The organism is Roseibaca calidilacus (assembly GCF_001517585.1).
Lineage (GTDB): Bacteria > Pseudomonadota > Alphaproteobacteria > Rhodobacterales > Rhodobacteraceae > Roseinatronobacter > Roseinatronobacter calidilacus.
This window is the reverse complement of the sequence record NZ_FBYC01000001.1, coordinates 373,714-392,310: the sequence shown is the minus strand read 5'-3', so window position 1 is coordinate 392,310 and position 18,597 is coordinate 373,714. Positions and strand designations below refer to the sequence as shown.

General features: G+C 59.2%; 20 protein-coding genes. 4 read left to right on the top strand and 16 right to left on the bottom strand.

What is annotated here, in order from left to right; translation table 11 throughout:
• The first annotated feature begins 1 nt into the window (after nt 1).
• Both AWT76_RS01825 and dprA read left to right on the top strand, forming a co-directional pair.
• Complete coding sequence (locus tag AWT76_RS01825) at nt 2-388, top strand: hypothetical protein (protein WP_072244455.1); 387 nt, start codon at nt 2-4, stop codon at nt 386-388.
• A 109-nt stretch (nt 389-497) separates the two neighbouring features.
• The gene (gene dprA / locus AWT76_RS01820) at nt 498-1,631 is read left to right on the top strand and encodes a DNA-processing protein DprA (protein WP_072244454.1); all 1,134 of its coding nucleotides are present in this window, start codon (nt 498-500) and stop codon (nt 1,629-1,631) included.
• Here the strand turns inward: dprA and trxB are convergent.
• On the bottom strand, nt 1,628-2,587 hold the full coding sequence (trxB, locus tag AWT76_RS01815) for a thioredoxin-disulfide reductase (RefSeq protein ID WP_072244453.1): 960 nt from the start codon (nt 2,585-2,587) through the stop codon (nt 1,628-1,630). The genes dprA and trxB overlap by 4 nt on opposite strands.
• 166 nt (nt 2,588-2,753) lie before the next feature.
• Between trxB and AWT76_RS01810 the strand changes: the two genes are divergently transcribed.
• On the top strand, nt 2,754-3,254 hold the full coding sequence (locus AWT76_RS01810; RefSeq protein ID WP_072244452.1) for an Lrp/AsnC family transcriptional regulator: 501 nt from the start codon (nt 2,754-2,756) through the stop codon (nt 3,252-3,254).
• 13 nt (nt 3,255-3,267) lie between these two features.
• Here the strand turns inward: AWT76_RS01810 and AWT76_RS01805 are convergent, their stop codons facing one another.
• The 12 genes from AWT76_RS01805 to AWT76_RS01750 all read right to left on the bottom strand — a co-directional run bounded on the left by AWT76_RS01805 (nt 3,268) and on the right by AWT76_RS01750 (nt 14,980).
• Nucleotides 3,268-4,572, bottom strand: a complete 1,305-nt coding sequence (locus tag AWT76_RS01805; protein ID WP_072244451.1) for a P-loop NTPase family protein — start codon at nt 4,570-4,572, stop codon at nt 3,268-3,270.
• A 55-nt stretch (nt 4,573-4,627) separates the two neighbouring features.
• Nucleotides 4,628-5,119 carry a prepilin peptidase gene (locus tag AWT76_RS01800; protein ID WP_072244450.1) on the bottom strand — a complete coding sequence of 164 codons (492 nt, stop codon included), beginning with the start codon at nt 5,117-5,119 and terminating at the stop codon, nt 4,628-4,630.
• The gene (locus AWT76_RS01795) at nt 5,119-5,973 is read right to left on the bottom strand and encodes a tetratricopeptide repeat protein (RefSeq protein ID WP_072244449.1); all 855 of its coding nucleotides are present in this window, start codon (nt 5,971-5,973) and stop codon (nt 5,119-5,121) included. Before AWT76_RS01795 ends, AWT76_RS01800 begins: the two co-directional genes overlap by 1 nt.
• A gap of 19 nt (nt 5,974-5,992) precedes the next feature.
• Entirely contained in the window at nt 5,993-6,487 is a 495-nt protein-coding gene (locus tag AWT76_RS01790) for a tetratricopeptide repeat protein (protein ID WP_141655848.1), read from the bottom strand.
• An 86-nt stretch (nt 6,488-6,573) separates the two neighbouring features.
• Nucleotides 6,574-7,554, bottom strand: coding sequence for a type II secretion system F family protein (locus AWT76_RS01785; protein ID WP_072244447.1), 981 nt, complete (start codon nt 7,552-7,554; stop codon nt 6,574-6,576).
• Between the two features lie 28 nt (nt 7,555-7,582).
• Complete coding sequence (locus tag AWT76_RS01780) at nt 7,583-8,551, bottom strand: type II secretion system F family protein (protein ID WP_072244446.1); 969 nt, start codon at nt 8,549-8,551, stop codon at nt 7,583-7,585.
• A 2-nt stretch (nt 8,552-8,553) separates the two neighbouring features.
• Complete coding sequence (locus AWT76_RS01775) at nt 8,554-10,002, bottom strand: TadA family conjugal transfer-associated ATPase (RefSeq protein WP_072244445.1); 1,449 nt, start codon at nt 10,000-10,002, stop codon at nt 8,554-8,556.
• 12 nt (nt 10,003-10,014) lie between these two features.
• The gene (locus AWT76_RS01770) at nt 10,015-11,244 is read right to left on the bottom strand and encodes a CpaE/TadZ family protein (protein ID WP_072244719.1); all 1,230 of its coding nucleotides are present in this window, start codon (nt 11,242-11,244) and stop codon (nt 10,015-10,017) included.
• 219 nt (nt 11,245-11,463) lie between these two features.
• Entirely contained in the window at nt 11,464-12,078 is a 615-nt protein-coding gene (locus tag AWT76_RS01765; protein WP_072244444.1) for an OmpA family protein, read from the bottom strand.
• A gap of 34 nt (nt 12,079-12,112) precedes the next feature.
• The gene (locus AWT76_RS01760) at nt 12,113-13,471 is read right to left on the bottom strand and encodes a type II and III secretion system protein family protein (protein ID WP_072244443.1); all 1,359 of its coding nucleotides are present in this window, start codon (nt 13,469-13,471) and stop codon (nt 12,113-12,115) included.
• A 232-nt stretch (nt 13,472-13,703) separates the two neighbouring features.
• A complete protein-coding gene (cpaB, locus tag AWT76_RS01755; RefSeq protein ID WP_072244442.1) occupies nt 13,704-14,528 on the bottom strand; it encodes a Flp pilus assembly protein CpaB in 825 nt (274 codons plus the stop codon).
• A 218-nt stretch (nt 14,529-14,746) separates the two neighbouring features.
• A complete protein-coding gene (locus AWT76_RS01750; RefSeq protein ID WP_072244441.1) occupies nt 14,747-14,980 on the bottom strand; it encodes a Flp family type IVb pilin in 234 nt (77 codons plus the stop codon).
• A gap of 301 nt (nt 14,981-15,281) precedes the next feature.
• On the opposite strand from AWT76_RS01750, the gene AWT76_RS01745 reads away from it, so the two are divergent.
• Nucleotides 15,282-16,121, top strand: coding sequence for a lytic transglycosylase domain-containing protein (locus tag AWT76_RS01745; protein ID WP_072244440.1), 840 nt, complete (start codon nt 15,282-15,284; stop codon nt 16,119-16,121).
• Here the strand turns inward: AWT76_RS01745 and AWT76_RS01740 are convergent.
• The 3 genes from AWT76_RS01740 to AWT76_RS01730 are packed head-to-tail and all read right to left on the bottom strand — an operon-like array spanning nt 16,118 to nt 18,501.
• On the bottom strand, nt 16,118-16,747 hold the full coding sequence (locus AWT76_RS01740; RefSeq protein WP_072244439.1) for a CoA transferase subunit B: 630 nt from the start codon (nt 16,745-16,747) through the stop codon (nt 16,118-16,120). The two genes, AWT76_RS01745 and AWT76_RS01740, sit on opposite strands and share 4 nt — an antisense overlap.
• A 23-nt stretch (nt 16,748-16,770) precedes the next feature.
• Nucleotides 16,771-17,793, bottom strand: a complete 1,023-nt coding sequence (locus tag AWT76_RS01735) for a PAS domain-containing protein (RefSeq protein WP_072244438.1) — start codon at nt 17,791-17,793, stop codon at nt 16,771-16,773.
• Nucleotides 17,794-17,805: 12 nt separating this feature from the next.
• Nucleotides 17,806-18,501 carry a CoA transferase subunit A gene (locus tag AWT76_RS01730; RefSeq protein WP_072244437.1) on the bottom strand — a complete coding sequence of 232 codons (696 nt, stop codon included), beginning with the start codon at nt 18,499-18,501 and terminating at the stop codon, nt 17,806-17,808.
• Nucleotides 18,502-18,597: the final 96 nt, after the last annotated feature.

Genomic DNA, 18,597 nt, shown 5'->3' with positions numbered 1-18,597 from the left:
CATGGGCGGCGGGCGCGACTATTATTTCCGCCCGCGCCCCGGTGGGGCCATGCTGCTGCGCATTGCCTATGATGCGCGGCTGCGCCGCTCTGAAATGCACCGGATTGCGGGGATCAACCGGGCAACTGGCGCGGTGAATGTGGCCGATGGGCATGAGCTGACTGACCCCGAACGCGCGCTGATTGACGCGTGGCTGGCAAGCGGCAACGGCATGCAAGGCGATGCCGCCAAGGCCGCCGAACAGATTGGCCATATCGCCCATTGGGCCCAGTTCAAGGCCAGCCCAGCCGAATTGGCCGCTGCCACAGAAGAGCTGCTTTTGGCCATGCAAGACCTGCGCGAAGTGCTGGTGCGCAAAGCCGCGCAACGCGCGCAAAAACCCGAATAGGGCATTTTTGTGGTCGGGGTGTGAAAAAATCTGGCCGCACCCATAAATCTTTACCAACCTTTAACCCTCTGCGCGCAAATTCGTAAGCGAATGAGACGAGGTAGAACGGATGGCGAAAGATTTGTTTTCTTCTCACCCACCCTTCACCCCACCCACGACGGAAGAGGACAGGCTATCTTGGCTTCGTCTCATTCGCTCCCCTCGCGTGGGGCCAACCACCTTTCACCGCCTGATGCGCGAACATGGCACGGCGCAGGCCGCGCTTGATGCACTTCCGCAAGTCGCCAAGGCCGCTGGGGTCGATAGCTACACGCCCTTCACCCCCGATCAGGCGCAAACCGAAATTGAACTGGCCCGCGCCAAGGGCGCGCGCATGTTGTGCTTCGGGACAGAGGCCTATCCGGGCAGCCTTGCCGCCATTGCAGATGCCCCGCCGGTGCTGTGGTGCATGGGTGGGCGCAAGCCGCTTTTGCAACCCATGGTGGCCCTTGTGGGGGCGCGCAACGCATCCAGCCTTGGCACACGCATGGCGCGGATGCTGGCCGAAGGGCTGGGGCTGGCGGGCTATACCATTGTGTCTGGGCTGGCGCGCGGGATCGACACGGCGGCGCATCAGGCCAGCCTGAAAACCGGCACACTCGCGGTCATGGGCGGCGGGGTCGATGTAATCTACCCGGCGGAAAACGCGGTTCTGGCCGCAGCCATTTCCGATCAGGGCCTGCGCCTGTCGGAACAACCCATGGGCACCTATCCGCAAGCGCGCCACTTCCCGCCGCGCAACCGGATCATTTCGGGCCTGTCGATGGCCGTGATCGTGGTCGAGGCGGCAGAGAAATCCGGAACCCTGATTACCGTCAAGGACGCGCTCGAACAGGGGCGCGAGGTGATGGCAGTGCCCGGCCACCCGGTCGACGGGCGCGCAGGCGGTTGCAACCGGCTGATCCGCGAAGGCGCGACGCTGGTTCGCAATGTCGAGGATGTGCTGGAGGCGTTGAAAACCCTGCGCCGCGACACAGCACGGGACAGTAACCCGACCGCCAAACCGGCCCCGCCCACAGGCACCGCCCCGCCATCGGACCTGAACGCGGCAATCCTGAACCTGCTTGGACCAACTCCCATCCACGAAGATCTGGTCATCCGCGACATGGGGCTGTCGGCGGCGGTGATCTCTCCGGCCCTTGTTGCATTGGAACTGGATGGCGCCGTGCAGCGCCATCCCGGCGGGCTGGTCAGCCGCGCTTAGGCGGCTTCGGCATCCAGCCCCAGTTCCGCCAAGAATTTCTCGGCGTCAAGGGCGGCCATACAGCCCATGCCGGCACTTGTGACGGCTTGACGGTAGGTGTGATCGGTCAGGTCGCCCGCCGCGAAAACGCCCGGAATCGAGGTGCGCGTGCTGCCCGGCTCGACCCAGACATAGCCGCCCGGCTGCATTTTCAACTGGTCCTTGACCAGATCGCTCGCCGGGCTGTGGCCGATGGCAATAAAAACACCGTCGCAAGACAGCTCTTGTGTGGCGCCACTCGTCGCATGGGCCAAACGAACGCCTTGCACGCCGCCGCCCGCCGTGTCGCCCAGCACCTCTTCCAGCGTGTGATCCCAGATCACCTGCACTTTGGGATGGTTCAGCAAACGGTGCTGCAAGATCTTTTCCGCGCGCAAGCTATCGCGGCGATGCACCAGCGTGACTTTGGTGGCGAAGTTGGTCAGGAACAACGCCTCCTCTACCGCTGTATTGCCCCCACCGACAACCACCACTTCCTTGCCCCGGTAAAAGAACCCGTCGCAGGTCGCGCAGGCGGACACGCCCATGCCTTGGAACTTCTGCTCGGATGGCAGGCCAAGCCAGCGCGCCTGCGCGCCGGTCGCCAGCACCACCGCATCGGCCGTGTAGACCGCGCCGCTATCGCCCAGCGCGCGGAACGGGCGCACCGACAGGTCCAGCGACGCAATATGCTCGCTGATAATCTCTGTTCCCATTTCGCGCGCATGCGCTTCCATGCGCACCATCAGTTCCGGCCCGGTCACCATTGTATCACCCGGCCAGTTTTCGACCTCTGTCGTGATCGTCAGCTGTCCACCGGGCTGAATGCCCTGCACCAGCACAGGCTCCAGCATCGCGCGCGCCCCGTAGACGGCAGCGGTATAACCGGCTGGACCGGAACCGATTATCAGCAATCGGGTGTGGCGCGGCTCTGACATTTTCTTTCCTTTCGGCTGTAATCACCTTGCAATCTAGGCATTGCCCTTTGCGACACAAGAGGGCAAGCGCAACCGTTGGCAGTAGAATTAAAATTGCCCGAAATTGAAATATTATTGCGCAAATCCGCAAGGCGGCTTACATAAGTGCAAAACAAGGGGAACAACCATGTCGGGCGGAAAGCTTGATCCGATTGACCGCAAGATCCTTGCGGAACTACAGGCCGATGGCCGGATGACAAATGTCGAACTGGCCAAGCGCGTGGGCATTTCCGCCCCGCCCTGCCTGCGTCGTGTCCGCGCATTGGAAGAAGCCGGGTTCATTCGCGGCTATCACGCGCAAGTGAATACCCGCGATCTGGGCTTTGAAGTGCAAGTCTTTGCCATGGTCGGGCTGAACAGCCAAGCAGAGGCTGACCTGTCGCGCTTCGAACAACGGTGCCGCGACTGGCCGCTTGTGCGCGAATGCCACATGCTGAACGGCGAGATTGACTTCATCCTGAAATGCGTGGCCCCTGACCTGTCCACCTTCCAACGCTTCCTGACAGAGGACCTGCTGGCGGCGGACAATGTGATAACGGTCAAGACATCGCTGGTTATTCGCGGCGCCAAGCTGGAACCCGGCGTCCCTTTCGACGTTCTGGAAGCCCGCGCCGCCGAAGTCGACTAGGAGGTCTGGTCAACTAGCGCAGGATGTCTTCCATCTCGACAAACATGTTCTTCCACGCACGGTCGATCAACTCTGGCGACATGCGGCGCGGCGTGCCTTCGAAATCGCAGATCGCGATCATCTGGTCGATCAGGAAAACCGGCTGATAGTTTGCATAAACATTCCTGATCGTCGGATATTTGTTCTTGATTAGGTGGATGATCGCATCCTCATCCAACGGCATGCCCCGTTTCTTGGCGATCAATGCAAAAATCTTCAGGAAATCTTGTTGGCTTGGCCCGTCGATCTTGATCTTGTAGAAAATCCGGCGCAGCGCGGCTTGGTCGAAAATCTCGTTCGGGTGAAAATTCGTCGAGAAGATCACCAGTGTGTCGAACGGCACCACGAATTTCTCGCCCGATTGCATTGAAAGAATATCGTAATTCATTTCCATCGGCACGATCCAGCGGTTCACGATGGATTGAGGTGGCTCTTCTTGGCGCCCAAGGTCATCAATGATGAAAACGCCGCCTGTCGCCTTGAACTGCAAGGGCGCCTGATAGGTCCGGGATACCGGGTTGAAGGTCAGATCAAGCATCGACAAGGTCAGCTCGCCCCCGGTTATGACGGTGGGGCGTTCGCAATACACATAACGAGAATCGAACCGGTTGCCGGTCTGGCGCAACAGGTTCGGGTCGTCCTCCCATGTGTCGACAATCGTGTGAACGATCGGGTCATACACACTGATGACCTGTCCGGCATGGGTGATCGCGCGGGGGACATAGATCCGGTCGCCCATCGCCGCACGAATGCCATTGGAAATCGACGATTTACCATTGCCCGGCGGCCCATACATCAGAATGGAGCGCCCGGAACTGACCGCCGGGCCAAGGTCGCTCAACAAGGTCGGCGGCAAGATCAGATCACCCATCGCAATCTGTAGCTGGCGGCGCGTGATCTGCACATTGCGGATCGACTGTTGTTTGACTTGCTCGGCATAGCGGTCGAGCGGCACGGGCATTGCGCCGTAATATTCGGATTGCGACAGCGCATCCATGGCGCGCGCCTTGCCCGCCTCGGTCAATTGAAAGCTCGCCTCGCTTGATGTGCTTGCCGTCACGCTCGCCACTGCCTCTAGCAGCTTGCCGTGACGACACTGGTCGATCAATTCGATGGCTTGCGGGATCGGCAAACAGATCGTGCGCGCGATTTCCGAGATCCGCGACAGGTTCATGCGATACATCGTCTTGAGCAGGATATCCCGCATCATCACCAGCGTCAGGCCGGTATCGTCCAAATTGCGCGGAACGCTGGGCGCCTTAATGGTGGTGCTATGCATAATCTTGACCGATACTCCAACCCTGCCACCCGGCACGGGAAAATCCCAAAGCGGCTTAGCCCGCTAAAACAGCCGCGATCAGATATAACAACAATGCCGGGCCAAGTGCCAAGCCAAGCGGAAATTCACGGCGCTGCCAGCTTTCCCAATCCGGCGCCATGCCCACGATGGCCGCAGAACTGCGCGCCAGCCGATGCGCAACAAAGCTGACAACAATCACGCCGGACAATAAAAGCATGAAACTGCCCAGATCTGCCAGCGCGATGAACGGTGCCATGGCTGCCGCGAATTTGGCATCGCCCGCGCCCAACAAGCCCACGGACGCAAGCACGAACCCAACGACCAGCACAAGCGCCAGCCCGGCCCAGCCCCAGGCCCATACCGTCAATGGCAAGGCGAGCGGCCCGATGACCAAGTAAACCGCAACCAGCGCAATCACGGCGTAGTTGTGGATTTTCATCCATTTCAGGTCGCTGAACGCGACCCAAAGCGCAATCGGGGCCACGAAGGGCAAAAACCAAAGCGCAGCAGTGCCTGAAAGCGCCATCAGCCAAGCCCCCCATCCAGCGCCCGCAAGGCGCGCACCGCTTCGTCGAAATGCTGCGGATGCGTATCAATTGCCTCTTGTAGCAAGGTGCGGCCGACATTCACATCATCTTTGCGAATGGCGGCAATCGCCATGGTGTGCAGCAGCATCGCACGTTCTTGCTGGGTCATGCGCACCAGCGGCAAGCTGTAATTGCCCTGCGCAGCGCGGGCGAGCGCCATATTGGTCTTGGCTGTGAACAATTGCGGATCGTGCTGCAAGGCCTGTGCAAACAATTGTTCGGCTTCGCGCGGGGCGCCGCGCGTCAGTTTCGAAAAGCCCCAGTTGTTGAACACGCCCGACGGGCGCGTGGTCAGCCCGGCTGCGGTTTCGTAAAAATGATCCGCCTTTTCCCAATCTTTCTTGCCGTCTGCGATCATCGCCTCCAGCCGGTAACGGTCGAAGGTTTCATGGGTGGGCGGCACCGTGTTCAAGACAGATTCTGCGGATTCCCAGTCATTGGCGCGCATATGAGCTTCTGCCAGCATGACCTTGTCATCCTGCGTGCCATCAGGGTGCTGGGTTACTTTGCGCCATGCCGGGATCGCCTCGGCAAGGCGGCCTGCGCGCACCAGCGACCGTGCAAGCCCACGCTGGCTGGCCAGATTTTCGGGGTCACGTTCGACCTGTGTTGCGAAATAGGTCACGGCTTCTTCCGGGTTACCCGAAGCCAACATCAGTTCGGCAACATTCTTCTGGTCAACGGCATTTACAGCGTCGATAGCACGGCTGACATTTGCAGGCTTGCTACCACTGCACGCGGAAATCACGATTGCGCTGCCCAGAAGCAGCGTCAACAATACGGGTTGGCGCATTTTGCGTCCTCATTGCTCGTTATAACGGCGTGTCCAGCAGCAAAAATCTGCCCTGCCCACGCCGCACCAGCGAAAGCTGGTGTGCCTCGGCCTCACCATACCCCGTTTCCTGAGTTTTTTCGATTGCCAAACGTAGATTCTCTCGAATTTCCGAGGATCGACCGCCATCGAATGCAAAAGCGTTGCGAAAATGCAGCCCGGCTTCGCCCCATTTGCCCTGTTCACCCAGCGCAACCCCCAGATTGTTATGGGCAGGCACGAAGGTTTCGTCTTGTTCCAGCGCGCGGCGCAGCACCTGTTCGGCTTGCTGAACCCGGCCGAGTCGCAGATTCGCAGAGCCAATGGCCGACAAAATATCGACATTGACCCCCCGTTCGGCAGAGGCCCGGTAATAGGCCCGCAAAGCGAGTTCATACTCCCCTGCGGCCATCAGCCTGTGCCCGACCACAAGCCCGTCCACCGCTTCCGCAACATCGGCGCGCTGCGACACGATTTGATCTGGCCCTGCGCCCATGTCGCGCACGCCATTGCGCCCCCCGTCACCGGGGGGCGTGCAGCCCGCGACCGCGAATACGAGGCCAAGCCAGAGGTATCGTTGCATTACATGCCCGAGATATTGCTGCTGTTCAGTTCCGTTACGATGCCGACGATGGACGGACCGATCAAGATAATCAGCAAGGGCGGAACCGTAAACATCATGGTGCCAAGCGTCATCTTGGTTGGCAAGATATTCGCCTTTTCTTCGGCCCGCATGATGCGCTTGTCACGCATTTCTGCCGCAAAGACCCGCAGCGCATCGGTGATAGAGGTGCCATAGGTCGCCGCTTGGATCATCACCGTTGTGAAGCTGGTGATGTCAGAAATGTCGCAGCGCTTGGCAAGGTCTTTGAGCACCTCGCTCCGCTCGCGCCCCGCCTTTACCTGTTCGCCGACAGTGGTGAATTCCTCGCTCAAGGCCGGGTAGGTGTTCTTCATCTCGGTTGCGACCCGCTGAATCGATTGGTCAAGCGATTGCCCAGCCTCGACGCAGATCAGCAACATATCAAGCGCGTCAGGGAAGCCCGAAAGGATCTCTTCCTTGCGCGCCTCAACCCGTCCATCAATCCATTTGCGCGGGCCATAATAGCCGATCAGCATGGGAATAATGATCGCCGCCGCCCGCATTGGCGTGCTTTCGAAATTGTCCGGCGCGATGACGAAGACCACCAGCAGGGACAACAACAAAAGCCCGACCGCAAGGATGAATTGGAGTGCCTGAAAGTCGCGCACCGCGTGCTTGCCGTAATAGCCGGCCTGAATCATCCGTTGCTGTGCGGCAGACAGTTCTTTCGCGTCCTCTGGTTCTAGAAATTTGGCATATTTTTCCAGAACCTTCAGGCCGTTGCTTTGTTTGCGGCGCAAACTTGCATTCGGCTTTGCAGGCTTAGCGGTATCCGCCACTTGCACCTGTTCCTTCAGCTTGCTCATCGGATCATTGGATTTGTCATTGACCGCCGCGAAACCTGCAATCGCCACCAGCCCAAAACCAACAATCCCCAGCAGCAGGATCGTGCCAAACCCACCTTGAAAGATATCGAACATCGGAAAACTTCCTTTTCTGCTGACGCAGTTATACTTTGATATCGGTCATCTTGCGCATGTAGAGCACGTTGACGACCAGAAATAGCCCGACAACAATGGCCAATGGGATATAGAGCGGCGTGCCCTTCACCGGATCGTAGTAGTCAGGTTTGATGATCTGAATCATGACCATGGCCAGAATTGGGAAGCCGGACAGGAACATGCCGGACCACTTGGCTTCGGCGGTGATGGCACGGACGCGGCGAAACAGCTTGAAGCGCGCGCGAATGACCTTCGACAGGCCATTCAGAATCTCGGCCAGGTTGCCGCCGGATTTCTGCTGGATGGAAACCGCAACAGCCAGAAACCCGATATCGGGCAGACCGACGCGGTTGCCAAATTCAGCAAGCGCTTCGCCCGCATCGCGGCCATACGCAATCTCATCCGCGATCAGGCCCAATTCGGTGCCAAGCGGGTCGGCGATTTCATCTGCGGCAATGGCAAGCGCGGCGCTGAACGGGTGGCCAACGCGCAGACTGCGCACCATAAGGTCGACAGCTTCCGCAAGTTGTTCCTCGATTGCGGAAATCCGTTTCTTGGCCTTGCTGGACACCCAGAAAAACACGCCCCCCACACCCATGGCAATGCCGATCACCAAGCGCACGGGCAAGGGCGCACTGGTGCCCAAGGTCAGCATGACAAAGCTGAACAGGCTAAGCCCACCCATAAGCATAAGAAGCGTTTTGGGCGTGAAGGCAATATTGGCCTTTTGCGCGCGGTCCGAGAGCAACCCATAAAGCGGAATCATATCGCGCTTGACATGCACCGAACGCTCTTTGCGCAGCTGTTCGATGACATCGGTCTTGGATTTGCCCTTGGACATCAATTCAAGCCGACGATTCAACTTCGAATCATGCTGGATGCTCTTGCCGTAGAGAAGCAGGTAAAGCCCCTGTATGACCAGCAGGACCGAACCGAAAATCGCAATGTAGATCAGAGGGCTAAGCGAAAGTTCCATAGTCAGTTTCCTTTCACTTGGTCATAGATCGCCGCTGGCAGGTCGAACCCCCAACGCTTGAAACGATCGGCAAAATGCGACCGCAGGCCGGTCCCGGTGAAATGGCCAAGGATGGTCCCATCAGGTTCGATGCCGGTGCGTTCGAAACGGAACAGTTCCTGCATGGTGATGATTTCACCTTCCATGCCCGTGATCTCTGTGATCGACATCATCCGGCGCGAGCCGTCTTGCAGGCGCGAGACCTGCACGATGATGTTCACAGCAGAGCCGATCTGGCTGCGCACTGCCTTCAGCGGCATTTCTATTCCAGCCATGGCAACCATGTTTTCCAGACGGCTGATCCCGTCGCGCGCAGAGTTGGCGTGGATCGTGGTCATTGACCCGTCATGGCCGGTATTCATGGCCTGCAACATGTCGATCACCTCCTCGCCGCGGGTTTCGCCAACGATAATCCTGTCAGGGCGCATCCGCAGTGCGTTGCGCAAACAGTCGCGCTGGGTGACCGCCCCTTTGCCTTCCATATTGGCAGGGCGGCTTTCCATCCGGCCCACATGGTCCCCTTGCAACTGCAATTCGGCCGTATCCTCGATCGTGAGCACACGTTCAGAATGGCCGATAAAGCTGGACAATGCGTTCAGTGTCGTGGTCTTGCCCGACCCCGTGCCGCCAGAGACGATCACATTCAGCCGCGTGGAAACCGCCGCTTCCAGATAGAGCGCCATTTCCGGAGAGAACGCCCCGAAATTGACTAGGTCTTGCACCGAAAGCTTCTCTTTCTTGAACTTCCGGATGGAAACCAGCGACCCATCGACCGCAACCGGCGGCACCATGGCGTTAAAGCGCGATCCGTCGGCCAGGCGCGCATCGACATACGGGTTCGATTCGTCAACCCGACGGCCCACGGCCGACACGATTTTGTCGATAATGCGCAGCAAGTGGCGTTCGTCACGGAAGGTGACATCGGTCAATTCCAGCTTGCCCGCACGTTCGACGAACACTTTCTTCGGGCCATTCACCAAGATGTCGTTTACCGTGTCATCCTGCAACAGGGGCTCCAGCGGGCCAAGACCCATCACCTCGAAAAACAGGTCGCGATTCAGTGTCGAGCGCTCTTCGCTGTTGAGCACGACATCCATCTCGGACAGGGCCTCGACAACGATGGCGTTGATTTCGTCGCGCAGCTCTGCCTCGCTGGCGTTTTCCAGCGCCGACAGATTCAGGTTGTCCAGCAGGCGTCGGTGCAAATCGGACTTGATCTTGTTCATGCGCTGCTTGCGCTGCTCGTCCTTGGAACCGGGCACGGGTGCCGCAGCGGCCTGCGTCTTTGGTTCCACGGGGGCCTTGACGGGGGGCTTGCGCATGTCGGGCACCGTGGCGCGGGGCGTGCTTCCAGCCGAAGTGCGCAAAGGCTGCGCGGTATTCTCTGCGTTCTTGCGATAACGTGCAAACATACTTGGTCCTCGTTACTCTGCTGCCATCTTGGTGGCTGTGGCGACGCTGTGAAGTTCTGTCGCCGTTTTGCGAATTTCTTTCAAAAGCGGGTTCTTGGCCGCGAATTCGGCCAAGGGCAGCCCATGGTCGTTGGCATCGCGCACCTGTAATCCGCCATCGGGCAGGTAGATATTCAACTCTATCCCAAGGCTTTCAGCCATGCGCTTGGCCCGCGACTTGCCCCCCAGATCGGTGAATTTCGGGGCGCGGTTCAGCACGAAACGGTGTTTGGACAGGTCGATGCCATCGGCCTTTAGCGCCCGAATCATGCGCAGCGTGTTCTGGGCCGAACGCATATCCAGTTCCATCAGGGCGAAGAACGTGTCGGACATGTTCAGCACCGTTTCCGTCCAATGCATGATCGCGCGCGGCAGATCCACGATCACATAGTCGAAATGGGCGCAGGCCATGGCGACAATGCGATCAATTTCCTCTGGGCTGAGCAAGTCGAGCGGCAACATGTCGGACGGCGCGGTCAGCACATGCAGCTTGTCTTGGAAGACCTGCAACGCGGCAAAGAACGCGTCCGCATCCATAGATGCGGTCTGCGACAGAAGTTCGTAGACCTTTTCCGTGCGTGCCAGATCCAGATAGGTCGCCACCGACCCGGACTGGAAATCGAAATCCAGAATGCAGACGGACCTGCTATCCGATTTGGAAAGCTGAACCAGTTCCCACCCCAGATTGATGGCGAAATTCGTGGCACCAGCGCCGCCGCAAAGTGCCTGCACCGCAAGAACAGAGCCATGTTTGCCACCGGGCGCGGCCATAGCGGATGCATAATCGACCTGGGCCTGATCGGTTTTGTGCAGCCGCTCTATCGCTTCATGCAGCGCGTTTTCCGGCAACGGATATGGCACGAAATCCTCTGCGCCCGCGCGCAACAACTGGTGCAGCAGGATCGGCGACAGAGCTTCTGCAATCAGCAGAATATGAATGCCACGAGCCGCAGCCTTTTCGATAATGGCGCGCACGATGTTGACAGATGGCTCGTCCGCATCGTCTAGCGCTATGGCGATCACCTCCAACGCGCCGGCATCGGGTTCCGACATGAAGGCATGCGCCTCTGCAAATGTCAGATCGCCCCAAGACTCTCCGAACTCGGTTTCCATGTCTTCGATCAAAAGGTCGAAATTCTGCACATCGCGAGACACCGTGCAGGCGCGGATCAGGTCTGTATTGGTCGGCGATATGGCGGTCATGGCGGTCATCCTGAAATATTGCGAGATATCAAAAACCGTGCCGCCTGTTTTTGGCGACACTTCGGCAGAGCACCTCTGAAACAAAGATTGTCGATAAATCTGGCAAGATTTGGGCTTAAATCCCGGAATTGTTCGGCACAGACCCGATTTCATGAAAAAGCCCGCGTTGGTGGCGCGGGCTTGCAGGGCATAACTGAACAGGCATCGTTTGGCGTGATGTTATCGCGTGGAGACCTGCGCACCAGATGCCACGTATTCGCGGTGAATGATCCGCGCATATTCGCCATTCATAACGTTGGGGTGCCGCCGTATGGCGCCGGAAATCTCTGTCACGGTGCGCCGATTGGCCGGTTCGCGGCCTTCGCTGACGATTAGCGGCTGTTCTTCGCCGCGCGACACGATCGCGATGATGCTGCGATGCGGCACGCCGCGCGCCACAAGGTAGTTCCGCACGGCCTGCGCACGGCGTAACCCAAGTCGATAGTTCGATGCCGTGCTGCCCACCGCATCGGTATGGCCATAAACGGTGAAACGCAACTCGGGGAAACGCTTCATCCAGTCGGCCTGTTTTAGCAGGATGCTCTTGGCGTCTGACGACAGCGCAGCACTGCCAAAGTCGAAATTCACCATTGAGGGAACTTCGTCATGGAAGCGGCGGGTCATGATCTCGGCCAAGCTGATCTGCCCCGTCTGGACAAGGTGATTGTGCATGGTGGGGTTGCCAAAGGCGCCCTCATCCAAACCAATCCCGGCCTCGCGCTCGAAAGAGCTGCCACAGGCCGACAGGCCGAAGCCAGCAGCACCAAGCAAGAAAAAACGTCTGTCTACAGCCATGGCAAGCTCCTGCACCAAGGGTATGGCAAGATGGTCATTCCATCACATAGCCGTATGATCCACCGAAATCTTGCCGTGCCACCTCGCCAACGGCACCGCCGCCACGCGCGGACAAGCGCCCGTTCAGGAACAGCTCTCGCTCGCTTGGCGGGCGCACACGGTCTGTGGGCAGCATCAGCGCCTCGCCGCGTGTGGGCGTGACCAGATGCGCGGTGATGATGATGACAAGTTCGGTCTGGCTGCGCTGATAATCCACGCTGCGGAACAGAGCGCCCAGAACCGGCAATTCCGACAGCCACGGCACGGCAGTGGACCCCGAGCGGAAGTCGTCTTCCAACAATCCGGCGATGGCGAAGCTTTCGCCATCGCGCAATTCGACGGTGGTCTGTGTCGCGCGGCGGCGGAACGCATTGACGACCGTGCCGCTGACCGACACCGTGTTCGCGCCATCCAGCGAGCTGACAGCCGCTTCCATTTCCAGATTGATGACATTGTCGTCCAGCACACGGGGCGTAAAGGTCAGTTCCACGCCGAACGGTTTATACTCGATCGATACATTGCCATCTTCGACCACGGGGATGGGATATTCCCCACCGGCAAGGAACGACGCCTCTTGCCCCGACAAGGCGGTCAAGTTGGGTTCGGCCAGCGTGCGCGCCATGCCTTGGGTTTCCAGCGCCTCTATCAGCACTTGCGCCGTCAGGCTACCGCCGCCGACCCGAAAACCAAGCGTTCCTGCGGGGTCCCCCACGCTTGCCGTGGCGAAATTGCCGGTGTTCAGCGTGCCATGTGTGCCACCGGTAACCTGCAAGCTGCCACCAAGGGACTTGCTGACGCCGCGCTGCATTTCGGCAAACCGAACTTTCAACATCACCTGCTGCGTGCCACCCACGCTCATCAGGTTTGACACGCGGTCAGGCGCATAGCGTTGCGCAAGCTGCATCGCAGCATCCAGCCGGGCGGGTGTAGACACGGTGCCCGACAGCACAACGCCGTCATTCGCGGTGCGCACCTCGATCTGCTCATTGGGCAAGATCTGCCGCAGCCGTTCGCGGAATTCGGCAATATCGGGTGTCACCTGCACTTCGACATTCGACATCAGGTCGCCATTCACGCCCAGAACAGTCAGGGTCGTGCGCCCGGGCGCCTTGCCCAGAACGTAGATCGAACGGTCGGACAAGGTCGAGATATCGGCGATGCCGGGGTTCGCGATGGACAGTTCCGCAAAGGGCTGTTCGGTTTCGACAACCACGGCCCGGTTCATTGGAACGCGCAGGGTCGATGCGGAATCCGCGTTGATAACGCGGACATTTTGGGCCAGCGCGGGCGCGCCCTGTGCCAGCGCCAGACCGGCACAGGCCAGCAACATGACTGCCAAACTCTTGATGCTCATTAGATGCCTGCCTTTGAAAACTGCCCGGGCTTTGCCGATTATTTTCCAACACTATGCCCGAACCAAGACAACTTATCAAGATTCCAGACAGTTGCGCGCCGTTCTTTATGTGTTTTCGGCAACAGCCCAGCAAATCTGGCGGGGCGCGCGCAACCAACTACCCTATCTGGTGAGGGTGCATCACGCCGCAGCCACAACCTGGCACGTCTTGCGCCCGTTTCGCACCAAAGGGCTAGTTCGTGCAGGGTATTTCGATCTTGACCAACTCGTTGCCACGCCGGGTGCGGATATGGCATTTTTCTTCCGCCACCTGCTCTTCGGGGACGACACCCAACAAACGGTCTTGGGTCATTTCAACGGCGGCGGATTGCGCGCGGTCATCGACACCGACCAGCGCCAGCGACAAGCGGCCAGAATTTTGTGCCAGCGCCAAAGCTGCCGCCCGCTCTGGGCTTGCCTCTACTGTGACGTTGCCAGCGGGACGGATCTTCTCGGACCGGTCCATATTCGCGGACTGATCCACCGCGATGATGCGCAATTGGGATTCGATTAGCTGCGTCATCTCTTGCCCATTTCGCCGCCCGGACCAGAAGACATCGACATGGTCGCCGGGCCGCAGAAAGCCAGCGACACCGCTGATCTGGTTGACAGGAATAGTGATGGCACGCATTCCGGGGCTAAGATGCGAGGTGATACCTGCATCTTTGCCGGGAGCCGTCAGCTTGCTCAGTAAGATCGGCTCGCGCTCGTCCATGGTGCGCAGCACGATGCGATGGTCAATATTGTCGGGGAACAGGTCTTCGACCTTGCCCAGTGCGTTTGCTGGCACGGCGTAGTCGGGGAACGGGGCCACCAGAACATCATCGCGCGTCAGCCGCTCGCCATAGGTCATTGGGCGTTTGGCCAAGTACACATCAACCATCTTGACGGTATTCGCATTGGCACGAGCATGGGCCAGTTCGACCTGCATTTGCGAGATGTAGCCATGGGTTTGATAGGCGGCCGCACCGGCCAAGCCAAGACCCGCAACAAGGACAGCTCCGAAAACAAGGCGCATTGCGAATTCCTTTCAATTAATCGCCCGGACGTGCCGGGGAAAGCACCAGTTAATCCTATGCCACTGGAATATGGCAGATTATTGTTCACACCGCGTTAAGAACTGGAAGCTCTGGTCCCTGCTGGAACAGCTGCCCCCAAGCATCGAACCCACGCGGTATGAAAAGGAAGAGCGCCCCCAAAAAGGAGCGCTCAGGAAGCTCATGCAAGGGCCGTGTATCAGTCGGGATCAGCTGCGCCGGTCGTGCCCAGGGTGGTCCCGGTCAGGTTGGCCACGGTCGCACCTGCCAGCGAGGTGTTGATGTCGCCAGCCAGATCGTTCACGCCAGTGCGAACGGAGGTCACAACGGCAATGCCCAGACCCACGATAGCTGCGGTCAAAACAACCCAGTCAACGGTCACGGCACCAGATTCGTCAGCGGCGAAGGTTTTGATGTTTGCGAACAGTTTCATTTTCAAGTCTCCAACATTTGAACAGTTTCTACTCAGCCGAACCGGTTACTCATAAAGGTGATTTGTCATTCACCGCTTGGCTGAGGACCATATAGCCCCCGGAGCATGGCAGGAATGGGGCACGATTCAGACCATTTCAGAGCATTTGACGATTTTCGTACATCCGTTCGCGGCAGCACAAGGCACCGCTGTTCGGTCAGCAACAGAACCCGCATTCCGTAGCACACAAAGCCGAATCTGCTGGATTCGTGGGTGTATTATCGGCATCCTGCCGCAAAAGCATAAAAGAGCAGTTAATCACATGAGGCCCAAACGCATTCTCGTGGCGGCAATTTGCGTGGCATGTGCCCCGGCATTTGCCCCAGCGCAGGACCAGAGGCAGGGCGATTTCACCTTTCGGCGCATTGCTGTGGGCGAAAGCGGTGTTGGGCGACGAATTACCGTGCAGATCGACCCCGAGGAACAGGCCGCGCGCCTGGCGGCAGCCCCCCGTGTTCCGCAAACGCCGCCGCCTGCCACGGCCGAGCGACCGGATGCCGGGGATGTAGGGCAATTCGCGTGGTTCTGGAGCGCTGTGCCCGCTGCCGGCGGACCAGACCTGTCGCGTTTTCTGGCCGCGCGCGATGCGCTTTTGGCGCCCCCCACGGGCGCGACGATCCGCGCACCGCGCCTGCAAGACCTACAGAACATTGCGCAATCGCACGCGCCTGCAATCTTGCTGGCCACGATCGGCACACGCGTATCGCCCGCGCTGGCGCTGGCGGTGATCGCTGTCGAATCGGCAGGGCGCGCAGATGCCGTCAGTTCCGCCAATGCACAAGGGCTGATGCAACTTATCCCCGCCACGGCAGAACGCTTTGGCGTGACGGACCCGTTCGACAGCACACAGAACATAACCGGCGGTGTGCAATACCTGAACTGGCTGATGGAACGGTTTGACAACGACGTGGTGCTGGCCTTGGCAGGCTATAATGCAGGCGAAGGCGCGGTAGAGCGCAATGACGGCGTGCCGCCCTATGCCGAAACCCGCGACTATGTGCCAAAGGTGCTGGCTGCATGGCAGGTCGCGCGCGGGCTATGCGCGACCGTGCCGGAATTGCCCAGCGACCCTTGCGTGTTCAAGGTCGCGCAATCGGGTTAACCGACGATCGCGGCCTCTGTCGCGGCGCGGATATCATCCTCTGACACGCCATCGGCGCATTCGACGATCTTCAAACCGCCTTCGACCACATCCAGAACGCCCAGATTCGTGATAATGCGTTTGACCACACCCGTCGCCGTCAATGGCAGGGTGCAGGCTTTCAGCAGTTTCGATTCGCCCGCCTTGTTGGTGTGGTCCATCACCACGATCACGCGCTTCACGCCCGCAACAAGGTCCATCGCGCCGCCCATGCCCTTGACCAGCTTGCCGGGGATCATCCAGTTCGCGATATCGCCATTCTCGGCCACTTCCATCGCGCCAAGGATCGCCATGTTGATCTTGCCGCCCCGGATCATCGCAAAGCTCTCGGCGCTGTCGAAATAGGCCGTGTGGGGCAGCGCCGTGACGGTCTGCTTGCCGGCATTGATCAGATCGGGGTCAATCTCATCCTCTGTTGGGAAGGGGCCAATGCCCAGCATCCCGTTTTCGGATTGCAAGGTGACATGCACGCCTTCGGGAATGTAATTGGCCACCAGCGTGGGAATGCCGATGCCAAGATTGACATACATACCATCTTGCAGTTCCTGCGCCGCGCGCGCGGCCATCTGGTTACGGTCCCAGGGCATTTGTGATCCTTTTGGGTTCAAACCTATAAATTGACTGGCACGTCCAACAGCACCACCGTTCCAGCGGCCCCCCGCACCACATTGAGCGTGGCGTCAAGGCCGTTCAACAAGCCGCGCACCAGGCGTCCGCCCGCGTGTTTTTCATTCGGCCAAGCTAGATCAGCGGACAAGCCTTCGCCATCGTCGCTAATCATGATCCGCACGCCGCCGCCCGACAGGTTGGTGACGCGCAGTTCTATCCGGCCTTCGTCTTGCAGGTTGAACGCGTGGTTGAACGCATTGTGCAGGGTTTCCGACACGATCATCGCCAGACGGGTCGCGTGGTCCAAAGAGATCTCGGCGCGTTCTACCGTCTGCACAAAGCGAATGCCCGCGCGCCCTTCGTCATGCGCAATGGCCGAAGCCACGCGCCCCAGAAGCGTGCCAATGTCAATCTTGCCGCGCCCATCAACCCCGCCGGTCAGGCGCATTTCCTCGTAGACCAGTTGCAGCGTTTCCAAGCGACGCGGCAGGGCTTCCAACTCGCGCCGGGTCGACATCTCGTCGGCGGCCGCAGGTTCGCGCAGACTGGTCAGGATAAGCGCCAGATCGCGCTGCACCAAGTTCTGAACGACCGTCAGATTGTCGCCGGAAATGCGGTTATCGGCGCCACGGTCATTTTCGGTCAGTTCTTTCTGGATGCCGAAGAAAAACACCACCTCGCCGCAGTCATCCAGAATCGGGGCGATAATCAGGCGGTTGAAAAAGGGCGTGCCATTGGCGCGATAATTCACGATATCGACCGACACTTCGCGCTTGGTCGCGATCCCCATGCGAATGCGGTCCACGTCGCGCTTGTCGGTCTTCTCGCCTTGCAGAAATCGACAATTCCGCCCAACGGCCACGGCACTGCTATAGCCAGTCGTGCGCTCGAACGCGTCATTGACATAAACGATGGGGTTGTCGTTTTGGTTCGGGTCCGTCAGGACCATGGCAATGCTCATCCGCGAGAACCCGGAAAAAGCGTCATTGGTGCCCAGCGCCCTTGAAAGTGATTGCCCCTCCATCGCCCCTCCTCGTTACGCGGCGCGCGTAGTGCGCTGTTCGATGCGCTTCTCGTGTTCCCCTTGAATCAGGCGGTGAACATAGATCCCCGGCAGGTGGATCGCGTCGGGGTCCAGCGTGCCCGGTTCGACGATCTCCTCCACCTCCAGCACGCAGACGCGCCCGCATTTCGCGGCAGGCGGGTTGAAGTTGCGCGCGGTCTTGCGGAAGATCGCATTACCCGTGGTGTCAGCTTTCCACGCTTTCACAATGGACAGGTCCGCAAAGATGCCTTCTTCCAGAATGAAGGTTTCTCCGTTGAACTCCTTGTGCTCCTTGCCCTCGGCAATCTGCGTGCCAACGCCGGTGCGGGTGTAGAAGCCCGCAATCCCTGCCCCACCGGCCCGCATCCGTTCGGCCAAGGTGCCTTGCGGGTTGAATTCCAGCTCCAGCTCTCCCGACAGGTATTGGCGCATGAATTCGGCATTCTCGCCCACATAGGACGACATCATCTTCTTGACCTGACGGCTTTCCAGCAAAATGCCCAACCCGAAGCCGTCCACACCTGCGTTGTTGGACGCGATGGTCAGATCCTTGGTCCCGACCTCGCGGATTGCGGCGATCAGCAATTCGGGAATGCCGCACAACCCAAAGCCGCCTGCGGCGATCGTCATGCCGTCAAACAGAAGTCCATCCAGAGCCTCGGCAGCGGAACCGAAAATCTTTTGCATGACATTTGCCCCTGAATTTGTTTCCATATCAGTGGCCCGAGGGAACCACAGAGTCAATATCGTGACGCCTGACACATGTCGCGCCAAGCATAAACA

Coding starts and splice junctions, on each gene's coding strand:
- AWT76_RS01760 (WP_072244443.1), bottom strand. CDS start 13,471: ATGAGCATCAAGAGTTTGGCAGTCATGTTGCTGGCCTGTGCCGGTCTG.
- AWT76_RS01800 (WP_072244450.1), bottom strand. CDS start 5,119: ATGGCGCTTTCAGGCACTGCTGCGCTTTGGTTTTTGCCCTTCGTGGCC.
- AWT76_RS01810 (WP_072244452.1), top strand. CDS start 2,754: ATGTCGGGCGGAAAGCTTGATCCGATTGACCGCAAGATCCTTGCGGAA.
- AWT76_RS01745 (WP_072244440.1), top strand. CDS start 15,282: ATGAGGCCCAAACGCATTCTCGTGGCGGCAATTTGCGTGGCATGTGCC.
- AWT76_RS01765 (WP_072244444.1), bottom strand. CDS start 12,078: ATGGCTGTAGACAGACGTTTTTTCTTGCTTGGTGCTGCTGGCTTCGGC.
- AWT76_RS01780 (WP_072244446.1), bottom strand. CDS start 8,551: ATGGAACTTTCGCTTAGCCCTCTGATCTACATTGCGATTTTCGGTTCG.
- AWT76_RS01730 (WP_072244437.1), bottom strand. CDS start 18,501: ATGCAAAAGATTTTCGGTTCCGCTGCCGAGGCTCTGGATGGACTTCTG.
- trxB (WP_072244453.1), bottom strand. CDS start 2,587: ATGTCAGAGCCGCGCCACACCCGATTGCTGATAATCGGTTCCGGTCCA.
- AWT76_RS01795 (WP_072244449.1), bottom strand. CDS start 5,973: ATGCGCCAACCCGTATTGTTGACGCTGCTTCTGGGCAGCGCAATCGTG.
- AWT76_RS01785 (WP_072244447.1), bottom strand. CDS start 7,554: ATGTTCGATATCTTTCAAGGTGGGTTTGGCACGATCCTGCTGCTGGGG.
- AWT76_RS01825 (WP_072244455.1), top strand. CDS start 2: ATGGGCGGCGGGCGCGACTATTATTTCCGCCCGCGCCCCGGTGGGGCC.
- dprA (WP_072244454.1), top strand. CDS start 498: ATGGCGAAAGATTTGTTTTCTTCTCACCCACCCTTCACCCCACCCACG.
- cpaB (WP_072244442.1), bottom strand. CDS start 14,528: ATGCGCCTTGTTTTCGGAGCTGTCCTTGTTGCGGGTCTTGGCTTGGCC.
- AWT76_RS01735 (WP_072244438.1), bottom strand. CDS start 17,793: ATGGAGGGGCAATCACTTTCAAGGGCGCTGGGCACCAATGACGCTTTT.
- AWT76_RS01770 (WP_072244719.1), bottom strand. CDS start 11,244: ATGACCGCCATATCGCCGACCAATACAGACCTGATCCGCGCCTGCACG.
- AWT76_RS01790 (WP_141655848.1), bottom strand. CDS start 6,487: ATGGGCGCAGGGCCAGATCAAATCGTGTCGCAGCGCGCCGATGTTGCG.
- AWT76_RS01740 (WP_072244439.1), bottom strand. CDS start 16,747: ATGCCCTGGGACCGTAACCAGATGGCCGCGCGCGCGGCGCAGGAACTG.
- AWT76_RS01750 (WP_072244441.1), bottom strand. CDS start 14,980: ATGAAACTGTTCGCAAACATCAAAACCTTCGCCGCTGACGAATCTGGT.
- AWT76_RS01775 (WP_072244445.1), bottom strand. CDS start 10,002: ATGTTTGCACGTTATCGCAAGAACGCAGAGAATACCGCGCAGCCTTTG.
- AWT76_RS01805 (WP_072244451.1), bottom strand. CDS start 4,572: ATGCATAGCACCACCATTAAGGCGCCCAGCGTTCCGCGCAATTTGGAC.